Consider the following 9,058-nt stretch of genomic DNA (forward strand, 5'->3'; position numbering starts at 1 on the left):
CAATGCAATATAGAATAATGACAACATCAATCTGTTTACCCCACAACCATACCTAAATCATATCCTTGGACTTATTAGAAACCGGTAGAGATAAGGCGCACCTTATCTCTATGCACATCCTACAATCCATGGAAAACGTTATCTTCTCCATCCAGCGGTCAGTCCGATCCGAATAGATTGTCAAACTATGTCACAACTGAGTTCAAAATGATAGATTAATTAGGCCGACCAAATTTTGGCTAAGAGCATAACCTTGAAATTAGGATATAGTGTCTTCTGTTGGCAACGTTAATGTAACTATGCTAAACAGATTCAGACTGCGATAACCCTCAGATATTACATCTGCATATTCTTTAGAATAAAATGGCTCGCTATGATAGGCCGTTCCTTCTGCCACTTCATATCGATTGAGTTCCGGTAAATTCATGATGACTTGAACTTGTTGCTCATTTTGAGGAACAACGATCACATGATATTTAGCCGCATTAGAACCTTGGTTAATATACTCAGAGAACAAACCTTCTAATTCTGCGATAATCAACTGTTCTTGTTCGGAAACTTCTTCATCAATATTGACTAAAGCATTAATAATATCTTTGAATTCTGATACTTGTTTATGAGGGGGAGAGGTTGCCAAGTAATCCATAACATCCTGACGTAACTTGATCAAATTGATAGAAGCCCCTGCTCTTCTATTGTTTTGTAAATCATCCCAAGAATAATTAATATTCCAGTTGTCAGCAAAAGTTTGAATAAATTGCTTTTCTCGTTCATCAAGAAATTCATCAATCATTGCGACTTGACTTAAGATACTAATCACCTTTTTGGCTCCAGATGGTTTGAAAAACGATCGAGCCAAGTCTCCTGCCTCTTTTCTTTCTAAGTTGAGAGTTTGTTTGATTAATTCCCATAACCCTTTTTTTCGCTCTCCTTCTACCCATAAGGACGTACCTACTAGGATATAAAATACAGCCAAACCACCAAACAATGTGGTGTCGATTAAGCCAATAAGTTCACCTTGCAAAAGATAGTTGAGGGCAAAGATCAATCCAGGAATTAAAGAAACTAAGTTAGCCGTAACGGATATACTTTCGGCAACAGCTCGTTCGTGCTTTCGTTTCCAAATTTGGTTGATGGTTAGATATACTTCTGTTAAGGAAAAGCCTATGGATAGAAAAGCTAGAATAGATATTATTCTCTCGAAATTTTCCATGATGGTAATGCAATGTGTGATGATACAGCAGTTTCCGCTCTTACAAGGTATATTAAAGCCTTTTGTTCTGGGGAACAAGGAGCAGACTTTAGTTGTTTATTGAGATACGAGACGGTTACACTGTACTCCATAGAAGAGAGACGCGCTATATTACTTCTTGTTTTATAGCGGGACTTTCTGTAAAGCAAATATTGAGCAAAGTATCAATATTTTCGACTAGGAAAATCGGTACACCTAATTTTTCTGCGACCTCTTCTACTGTCCGATCGTCTAAAAAACAAGTTTCACCATGCTTTAACATCACCGTTGGTAATAAAATACCATCACCTAAGTCCTTTTCAGACAACTTATGTAGCAAATCTTCTCCCGTCAACAAGCCAGTTACGGTCATGTCTTGTCCCCAATAGTCGCTATTCATGGCTTGTAACTGAATGGTCAAGCCTGATATCTTATTTAATTGATTCACTAAAGGGATAAATGCTTTTTCTACAGTGTTTCCTACTACCCAGGAGAATATTTTAGGAGGAGATACTTTAGCCACGGATCTCTTTTGTATCTTCTCTTCAAACTCGCGAATAAATAACCGAATTGATCCCACTCCATTGCCAATTTGAGGATAATCCTGATAATGGGATTCGGGAGGTAAATCCACTCCAGCAATTAAAAACCATTCATCGGCTAACCAAACTATGGTGGCATTTTTTTCTTGTTGAAATTTTTTCTGTAATCTTTGCACCTGGATAATTACTTCTTGCGCTTTTTCCACGGTTACGGGAATGAGTTCATCTTCACTAGGGCGAAAACGAGTTAAGCCGACAGGAACTACGGCTATTGAAGCAACGGCAGGAATTTCTCCTTGATGAAATCTTGCTAAATCTAAAATTGTTTTCTCTAAATGATCTCGATCATTAATTCCTGGACAAACGACGACTTGGGCATGAATTTGTAAGCGTTGTTCTTGGAACCATTCCAGTTGCTGAAGAATTTGACCGGCGCGAGGATTTTTTAATAAACGATTTCTGATGTCTGGTTCGGTGGCATGAACGGAAACGTAGAGGGGGGAGAGGCGCATGGCTTGAATGCGGCTCCATTCCTTGGGGCTGAGATTGGTTAAGGTTAAATAACTGCCGTAGAGAAAACTGAGGCGATAGTCGTCATCTTTGAGATAAAGGCTTTTACGTTTTCCGGGGGGTTGTTGATCGATAAAGCAGAAGGGACAGCGATTATTACATTGAATTAAACTATCGAAGAAAGCGCTTTCAAATTCTAGTCCTAAATCTTGATCGTAGTCTTTTTCGATTTCGACTTGATGGGTTTTGCCTTTAAGATCGAGAACTTCAAGATCGAGAATTTCATCGGCACATAAAAACTGATAATCAATTAAGTCTCGCGGTGCTGTGCCGTTAATGGAGACAATGGCATCACCGGGTTCAAAACCGATTTCGGCGGCGATGGAGTCGGGAAGAACTTGGGAGATTTTAGCAGGACGAATGGTACTCATGGTTTAGCTATTCTGGATAAGTTGGGTGCTAATGGCGATTAAAATAACGATGCCAAAAATCAGACGATACCAGATAAAGAGCCAGGTGCTACGGGTTTGGAGAAAACGGATTAGCCAGGCAATGGCGACATAGGAGAAAAAGGCGGAGGAAATTAAGCCGATAATTAGGGGAAATAAGCCGACTCCGGCAAGTCCTTCGTCGAGTAGTCCAGCGAGTTCAACTAATCCGGCAAGGGTGATGGCGGGAATGCCAAGGAGAAAGGAAAATCGGGCGGCACTGGCGCGTTCTAATCCCATGAATAATCCAGCGGTAATGGTCGATCCGGAGCGGGAAACGCCAGGGATAATGGCAAGAGCTTGGGCACATCCCATGAGAATTCCGTCTTGCATTCCGAGGCGATCGAAGTCCCGTTTTCGACTGCCCCATTTTTCGGCTAATCCGAGTAGAATAGCCATGACGATGGAGGCGATCGCAATGGCAGAGAGTTTGCGAATGGGAGATTCGTCGAAGTTGGGGATCAGTAGTTTAACCCCTAAGCCAATCACCACAATGGGTAGGGTTCCGATCGCAATCCCGGATACCATGCGGACACTATTGGACTGATAGTCTTTTTTCTGGATGGCTTGAAGGGTTCCTAGGGTCAGTTGCCTCAGATCGTCCCAAAAATACCAGAGGACAGCACCGATACTGCCCAGTTGAATGATAGCAGAAAAGGCAACTCCTGGATCGCCCCATCCGAGTGCCACAGGGACTACTTTCAGGTGAGCGGTACTGCTAATGGGAATAAATTCTGTCATTCCTTGTACCAGTCCTAAAATAAAGGCTTGAAAGACATTAATCTGCCCGGAAACGCTGTTGGAGGTGTCTTGTGCTTGCGCGAGGGGAGGTAAAAGTAGGGTAGAGAGGAAGATTAGTCCAAACAGGAGGGGGCGATCGCTATTTTTTTTAAGCATTACGAATCCTTGATGGAGAACTGTCCCATTATTGCCAAAAACAGGGGGTTGTGCCTTGTAGGTTTCATTTCTCTGGCGATCGGTTATCATACACTTATCCCCCCCGGGGGGATATCAGATCCAATAGACAGAATTTAAAAATCTGATATCTTAAACAATGTAAAGTTAAGTAACGAAACTTAATTGTGGTTCATCAAACCTTTCCCCCCTATTCTTCCTCAACATCCAAGTCAGCCTCAAATCCTGTAAAGGAAGGGTTGAAAGGGCTGGCATTCCCTCAACATTGGCAAATCTGGCTGGCATCTGGGGGGTTAGTGATTGTACCTGTGTTCTTCCAAGCGCCCTTAGTGCGCCTGTTCCCAGAATTAAGTTTTGTAATGACCCTCGGCTGGCTTGGTGTAAGTTGGATGCTCAAGACTCGTCACTGGGGGCAGCTTTGGGGCGATCTCTTATTAGGATTTAGTTGGAGTTGGTTAGCCGGCTCGATCTATTGGGGGTGGCTCAGGTGGGAACCGCTCTATCATTTACCCATCGAGGCGATCGCCCTACCCTTCGTTTTACTCGACCTAGTACTGCGCTGTAGACAGTCTAGAAATTCTTGGGGATTAATCGGCCATTTCTTCTATCTTGGTTCCCTGTTGGGGACGGCGATCACCGATATTTATTTTTACCTAGTTGACCTGATCCCCCACTGGCGGCAACTGATGCAAGTCGAACCCGAATTTGTACGCCCTGTCTTTCAAGAGGCGATCGCCCAAATCTATACCCCTTGGGGGGGATTTTGGGCGGGAGCGTTGTTAACTCTCTTGCTAGTAATGGGTTTATTTCCCGTGCGCTCCAAACAAATCCAGTGGTGGGCCTTTAGTGGTGCAGTCCTCAGTACCCTAGTCGTAGACGGACTCTTCTGGCTGGCAGCTCTTTGTGCCTAAATTCCAATCGGCTTTAAAGACAACATTTTTCGATCGGTAGAAAGAAATCAGGGCTAGTCTTTATTGTGACTCAAATCACAACCCATTTCCCAAATCATCACGGAATGAACAGAGCATCCCCAGGAGAATAAGATTAAAGACCCTTGAGAATGCTATCTCAACATCAAGCGATGGAAGTCTCCTTACATCTGCTCCCCTGTGCCCTAAGCGATCTGATTGTTCAAGCCTATACGAAGCGCAAATTAACCCAAGCTGACCGATATGGATTAATGGCAGCTATTTTAGATCCCAATCTGAGTGAAGAAGAGCAACAGGCGATCGATCGCCTGTTCTATCTTTATTATCGAGGACGCTTAGAACTAACGGATGAACTCTCAACCCTAGATGGAGAATAGCCAAATCTGAAGATTAGTGAAAAAGGGTTGATCCATTACCAGCGCGTTTGATGTCCGCAACAGCGGAAAGCACGATATGATTGATCTTCAGCATAAGCAGGATCCCCTTGGATGGCGACTCCTGTTCCATCACCTCCCGATCCATGATTTACCCCGATTTTTCCGAATTTAAACAGCTTGCCCAACAGGGTAATTTTATTCCCGTTTGTCAGGAATGGGTCGCTGACTTAGAAACCCCGGTTTCGGCATGGTACAAGGTTTGTGCCAATCATCCCTACAACTTTTTGCTAGAGTCGATCGAAGGCGGAGAAAAGATCGGTCGCTACAGTTTATTAGGTTGCGATCCCCTATGGATCTTAGAAGCAAGAGGCGATCGCACCACACAAACGTTTCGAGATGGCACTCAAAAAGAATTCCAAGGCGATCCTTTCGGGCACTTAGCCAATTGTTTAGAACCCTATCATCCTGTCAAACTGCCCCAACTGCCTCCCGGAATTGGGGGATTATTTGGATTTTGGGGCTATGAGCTGATTCGTTGGATTGAACCTACCGTTCCCGTCCATAAAGGGGATAAGACCGATCTGCCTGATGGCATTTGGATGCAGGTCGATCATCTGTTGATTTTCGATCAAGTGAAGCGTAAGATTTGGGCGATCGCCTATGTGGATGTGCGCGATCCAGAAACTCAACTCAAAAAAGCCTACAAGCAAGCGTGCGATCGGATCAAATCCCTCGTTAAGAAACTCAACAAACCCCTCTCTCGCAAACACATATCTCTGGAATGGACATCCCCAAACCGGGTGAACCCAGACTCTAGGGTGTCTTACACCAGCAACATTACCCCAGAAGCCTTCTGTACCAACGTCAAAACAGCTCAGGACTATATCTTGGCAGGAGATATCTTTCAAGTTGTTCTCTCCCAGCGTCTCAGTACTGCCTATAGAGGTAAACCTTTTGACCTCTATCGCTCCCTGAGACTGATTAACCCCTCGCCCTATATGGCCTATTTTAATTTTGGCTCTTGGCAACTGATTGGTTCATCTCCAGAAGTCATGGTTAAAGCTGAAAAAGCTTCCAATGGCAAAACTATCGCCACCGTTCGACCCATTGCCGGAACCCGTCCCCGTGGCGCTACTCCAGAAGAAGACCAAGCCTTCGCCAACGAACTCTTACAAGACCCCAAAGAAATTGCCGAGCATGTTATGCTGGTCGATTTAGGTCGCAACGATCTAGGGCGAGTTTGTACCAGTGGCACCGTTAAAGTCGATGAGCTGATGGTGATTGAACGCTACTCCCATGTGATGCACATTGTCAGTAACGTCGTGGGGGAACTGGGGAGAGATCGCAGTGCCTGGGACTTACTCAAAGCCTGTTTTCCCGCTGGAACCGTCAGTGGCGCACCGAAAATTCGCGCCATGGAGATTATTCACGAACTTGAAGGCGATCGGCGCGGCCCCTACTCGGGTGTATATGGATACTACGACTTTGAAGGACAGCTCAACAGTGCCATTACCATTAGAACCATGGTTGTACAGGATAAAACCGTATCCGTTCAAGCAGGAGCCGGTCTAGTCGCTGATTCTATTCCCCAGAACGAATACCAAGAAACCCTGAATAAAGCTAAAGGATTATTACAAGCTATTCAATGCTTGTACCCCTAAGTCTTCCCGATAATCTGAAGGGACGAACTAGAGGCATGAAGTATAAGCAATTAGAAAATCAAATCATCGATCTGATTCAAATTGTTGATTAAATTTTGCTTGCAATTTGTCCAAAATCCCGTAATATCAAGAATGAAGACAAGCAATCGTACAAGCGATTAAGCCAGGAAATTGGCTATCGTTTGTATTAATCAACCTTATACTCATTCAACTAATCTCTGAGGAGTAACACCATGGCTACATACAAAGTTACATTGAAAACCCCCACTGGTGAAACAGTAATAGACTGTCCTGAAGACGAAATTATTCTAGATATTGCTGAAGAACAAGGGCTTGACCTGCCTTATTCCTGCCGTGCCGGTGCTTGCTCCACCTGTGCTGGTAAAATCACTGCGGGTACCGTCGATCAAGACGATCAATCCTTCCTTGATGACGATCAAATCGAAGCCGGTTGGGTTCTGACCTGTATTGCTAAGCCGACATCAGATTGCACCATTGAAACTCATAAAGAAGACGATCTGACCTAGTTCTTCAACTCTCAAAATCCTTAGCATAACTAAGTCCCTAGGCTACCCAAATCCCCTTTTAATGGTAAGGAGATTTGGGTGCCAATCGTTTGTAAGATCTAATTGAACAGTTACGCCTAAACAATCATCCCTCAACCTTTAAAAAATTAAGCTAAAAATAGATTAAGGAAGCAACGAAATGGCTAAAAAAACCTACAGCGTTCGACTGGTCAACGAAGAAGAAGACCTTGATGAAATTATCGAAGTTCCTGAAGATGAATACATTTTAGATGTAGCAGAAGATCAAGGTGTGGATATTCCCTATTCCTGTCGGTCGGGAGCCTGTTCTACCTGTGCTGGTAAGTTAGTATTACCAGAGAACACCTATCCAGAAGATGTGGTGGATCAATCGGACCAGTCTTTTTTAGACGATGGGCAAATAGAAGCCGGTTATGTCCTGACCTGTATAGCGTATGCTAAGGCAGACTGCACCATTCTTACTTATCAAGAAGAAGAACTCTATTAACTCTTAAACCTTATTCGGTTTACCCCTAGCCTCCCCAGACAGGTCTCGCTTCATCTGCAATCAACTCTCAAGTTAGTTAAGTTAAGCTTTAATGGGATTGAAGGTCTTATATCTCTTAATGCAGTTGTGAGGAGGCTTAAATTATGCCAACGATTAATGGAACCCCTGGGCCAGATTTACTTAATGGAACTGGGCAAGGGGATATTATCTCGGGTTTTCAAAGCAATGATACCCTGAACGGACTAGGGTTTAATGATATTATCCTCGGCAATCAGGATAACGATCTCATCGATGGTGGGCCAGGTAAGGATACCCTATTTGGTGGTCAAGGAAGCGATACACTCTTTGGTCGCACAGAGGCCGATCAGATCTCAGGGGACTTTGGAGATGACTTTATATCCGGAGGAGAGGGTATTGATTTAATCCTGGGAGGGCCAGGTAACGATCAGATTTCTGGAGGTTCGTTTAATGATGCCCTCTTTGGAGGAACGGGTATAGATGCCATTAATGGGAATGGAGGAAACGATCTCATTTATGGCGGCCAAGATAGCGATTATCTGGTCGGCTCTCAAGGTAATGATAGTCTCTTTGGAGATTTAGGTAACGATACCATTGAGGGGGGAGACGGTTTAGAAAGTATTCGAGGCGGTCAAGGGATTGATTTCATCTTTGGGGGGAATGATACAGATACAATTTTTGGAGATAATGAGGGTGATGTGATAACTGGGGACGGGGGTGCAGATAGTCTCCTCGGTGGTAATGGTGCAGATTTTGTGGCAGGTGGTACGGAAAATGATACCCTGCTGGGCGACCCAGGTAATGATTCCCTGTTTGGGGGACAAAACGAGGATCGGATGGAAGGGGGAGAGGGTAATGATTTCCTTTCTGGCGATCGCGGCAATGATACGCTACAAGGGAATGCAGGTAACGATGCCCTAGCTGGAGATTCAAATAATACTGTAGCGGGGAATGACTTTCTCTTTGGCGGTACGGGAGCAGATATCCTGCTCGGTGGTGCAGGACGGGATACCTTTGCGATCGACGCAAACTCTGGGAGTTTCCAGATTTCAGGTGCAGATATTGTCACTGACTTCTTTGTTGACCAAAATGGAAACAAGGAAGACAAAATTGGCTTGGGAGGTGGACTTACCTTTGCTAACCTGTCTATCACTCAAGGAACAGGAGCCAATGCCAATGATGTAGTTATTCGTCAGATTGCGAGTACAGGTCAAGCAGGGCAAGTACTGGGCGATTATTTAATGGTCTTGCAAAACGTCAACGTGGCCCTGATTAACCAAACTGATTTTGTCACGGTTGATCTGCCCACCCCAACTCCAAGCCCGACCCCAACGCCAACGCCAACGCCAACCCCC

General features: G+C 44.4%; 9 protein-coding genes. 6 read left to right on the forward strand and 3 right to left on the reverse strand.

Annotated elements, in window-relative coordinates:
* Positions 1–259: 259 nt before the first annotated feature.
* The 3 genes from AC3A14_RS14480 to AC3A14_RS14490 all read right to left on the reverse strand — a co-directional run bounded on the left by AC3A14_RS14480 (position 260) and on the right by AC3A14_RS14490 (position 3,668).
* Positions 260–1,213: a hypothetical protein gene (locus tag AC3A14_RS14480; protein WP_318734188.1), complete on the reverse strand. Its 954-nt coding sequence runs from the start codon at positions 1,211–1,213 to the stop codon at positions 260–262.
* Between the two features lie 145 nt (positions 1,214–1,358).
* Positions 1,359–2,714, reverse strand: a complete 1,356-nt coding sequence (locus AC3A14_RS14485; protein ID WP_318734189.1) for a TIGR03279 family radical SAM protein — start codon at positions 2,712–2,714, stop codon at positions 1,359–1,361.
* A 3-nt stretch (positions 2,715–2,717) separates the two neighbouring features.
* A complete protein-coding gene (locus AC3A14_RS14490) occupies positions 2,718–3,668 on the reverse strand; it encodes an undecaprenyl-diphosphate phosphatase (protein WP_413039092.1) in 951 nt (316 codons plus the stop codon).
* A 185-nt stretch (positions 3,669–3,853) separates the two neighbouring features.
* On the opposite strand from AC3A14_RS14490, the gene AC3A14_RS14495 reads away from it, so the two are divergent.
* The 6 genes from AC3A14_RS14495 to AC3A14_RS14520 form a co-directional block, all read left to right on the forward strand.
* Entirely contained in the window at positions 3,854–4,597 is a 744-nt protein-coding gene (locus tag AC3A14_RS14495) for a DUF3120 domain-containing protein (RefSeq protein WP_318698629.1), read from the forward strand.
* 149 nt (positions 4,598–4,746) lie between these two features.
* Positions 4,747–4,992: a hypothetical protein gene (locus tag AC3A14_RS14500; RefSeq protein ID WP_318698630.1), complete on the forward strand. Its 246-nt coding sequence runs from the start codon at positions 4,747–4,749 to the stop codon at positions 4,990–4,992.
* A gap of 143 nt (positions 4,993–5,135) precedes the next feature.
* Positions 5,136–6,653 carry an anthranilate synthase component I gene (gene trpE, locus AC3A14_RS14505; RefSeq protein WP_318734190.1) on the forward strand — a complete coding sequence of 506 codons (1,518 nt, stop codon included), beginning with the start codon at positions 5,136–5,138 and terminating at the stop codon, positions 6,651–6,653.
* Positions 6,654–6,886: 233 nt separating this feature from the next.
* Positions 6,887–7,180, forward strand: coding sequence for a ferredoxin (locus tag AC3A14_RS14510; RefSeq protein ID WP_318698632.1), 294 nt, complete (start codon positions 6,887–6,889; stop codon positions 7,178–7,180).
* Between the two features lie 178 nt (positions 7,181–7,358).
* Positions 7,359–7,685 (forward strand): 2Fe-2S iron-sulfur cluster-binding protein, encoded by a 327-nt coding sequence (locus AC3A14_RS14515; protein WP_318734191.1) that lies wholly within the window; start codon positions 7,359–7,361, stop codon positions 7,683–7,685.
* Positions 7,686–7,828: 143 nt separating this feature from the next.
* Positions 7,829–9,058: calcium-binding protein (locus AC3A14_RS14520; protein WP_487779041.1), on the forward strand; the 1,230-nt coding region annotated here is incomplete at its 3' end.

The organism is Roseofilum sp. (assembly GCF_982964205.1).

Bases quoted from the DNA above. Each gene is read 5' to 3' on its own strand.
- AC3A14_RS14500 (WP_318698630.1), top strand. From the start codon at position 4,747: ATGCTATCTCAACATCAAGCGATGGAAGTCTCCTTACATCTGCTCCCC.
- AC3A14_RS14485 (WP_318734189.1), bottom strand. From the start codon at position 2,714: ATGAGTACCATTCGTCCTGCTAAAATCTCCCAAGTTCTTCCCGACTCC.
- AC3A14_RS14510 (WP_318698632.1), top strand. From the start codon at position 6,887: ATGGCTACATACAAAGTTACATTGAAAACCCCCACTGGTGAAACAGTA.
- AC3A14_RS14480 (WP_318734188.1), bottom strand. From the start codon at position 1,213: ATGGAAAATTTCGAGAGAATAATATCTATTCTAGCTTTTCTATCCATA.
- trpE (WP_318734190.1), top strand. From the start codon at position 5,136: ATGATTTACCCCGATTTTTCCGAATTTAAACAGCTTGCCCAACAGGGT.
- AC3A14_RS14515 (WP_318734191.1), top strand. From the start codon at position 7,359: ATGGCTAAAAAAACCTACAGCGTTCGACTGGTCAACGAAGAAGAAGAC.
- AC3A14_RS14490 (WP_413039092.1), bottom strand. From the start codon at position 3,668: ATGCTTAAAAAAAATAGCGATCGCCCCCTCCTGTTTGGACTAATCTTC.